The sequence below is a fragment of the Streptomyces ossamyceticus genome, assembly GCF_001418475.1.
Classification (GTDB): Bacteria; Actinomycetota; Actinomycetes; order Streptomycetales; family Streptomycetaceae; genus Streptomyces; species Streptomyces ossamyceticus.
On sequence record NZ_LIQX01000409.1, the window covers coordinates 1 to 1183 of the forward strand.

1 protein-coding gene and 1 pseudogene are annotated in these 1183 nt (G+C 67.4%); both read left to right on the forward strand.

What is annotated here, in order from left to right:
- On the forward strand, positions 1 to 994 hold a 994-nt coding region (locus AOK15_RS27490), incomplete at its 5' end, for an NADH-quinone oxidoreductase subunit M (RefSeq protein WP_079058736.1).
- Positions 991 to 1183, forward strand: a pseudogene (locus tag AOK15_RS27495) (NADH-quinone oxidoreductase subunit NuoN); the annotation flags it as partial. The gene AOK15_RS27490 and the pseudogene AOK15_RS27495, both read left to right, overlap by 4 nt.

Sequence of the window (1183 nt, forward strand, 5' to 3'; positions counted from 1 at the left end):
CGGTCTGATCATGCTGGCCGCGGTCATCGGCCTGTACGTGGTCGCGGGGAACTTCTCCCTCACCCAGATCGCCGAGGCCCGCGCCAACGGCACCCTCGACATGGCGACCAGCACCGAGCGGTGGCTGTTCCTCGGGTTCTTCTTCGCCTTCGCGGTGAAGGCGCCGCTGTGGCCGCTGCACACCTGGCTGCCCAACGCCATGCAGGAGTCGACGGCCCCGGTCGCCGTACTGATCACGGCGGTCGTCGACAAGGTCGGCACCTTCGCGATGCTCCGCTTCTGCCTCCAGCTGTTCCCGGAGGCCAGCACATGGGCGACGCCCGCGATCCTCGTCCTCGCCCTGATCAGCATCATCTACGGGGCGCTGCTCGCGGTCGGCCAACGCGACATCAAGCGACTGGTCGCCTACGCGTCGATCTCCCACTTCGGGTTCATCGTCCTGGGCATCTTCGCGATGACCAGCCAGGGCCAGTCGGGCGCGACGCTCTACATGGTCAACCACGGCATCTCGACCGCGGCCCTCATGCTGGTCGCCGGGTTCCTGATCTCCCGGCGCGGATCGCGGCTCATCGCCGACTACGGCGGCGTCCAGAAGGTCGCCCCGGTGCTCGCCGGTACCTTCCTGATCGGTGGTCTCGCCACCCTGTCGCTGCCGGGGCTCGCCCCGTTCGTCAGTGAGTTCCTGGTCCTGGTGGGCACGTTCGCCCGCTACCCGGTCATCGGGATCATCGCCACCGTCGGCATCGTCCTCGCCGCGCTCTACACCCTCGTCCTCTACCAGCGGACGATGACGGGCCCGGTGAAGGCGGAGGTCGAGGGCATGCCCGATCTGCGGGTGCGGGAACTCGTCGTGGTCGCCCCGCTGATCGTTCTGCTGATCTTCCTGGGCGTCTACCCGAAGCCCGTCACCGACATCGTCAACCCGGCGGTCAAGCAGACCTTGTCCGACGTACAGAAGAAGGACCCCCAGCCCGAGGTGGAGGCGTCCAAGTGAGCGCATCAGTCGTCCACAACCTGTGGACAACGGCGGCCGAACCGATCGACAAGATCGGCGCGCCGGACATCGAATACGGGCAGCTGTCGCCCACCTTGATCGTCATCGGGGCGGCCGTCCTCGGCGTGCTGGTCGAGGCGTTCGTCCCCCGCAAGACCCGCTACTACGCCCAGGTCTTCCTGTCCGTCG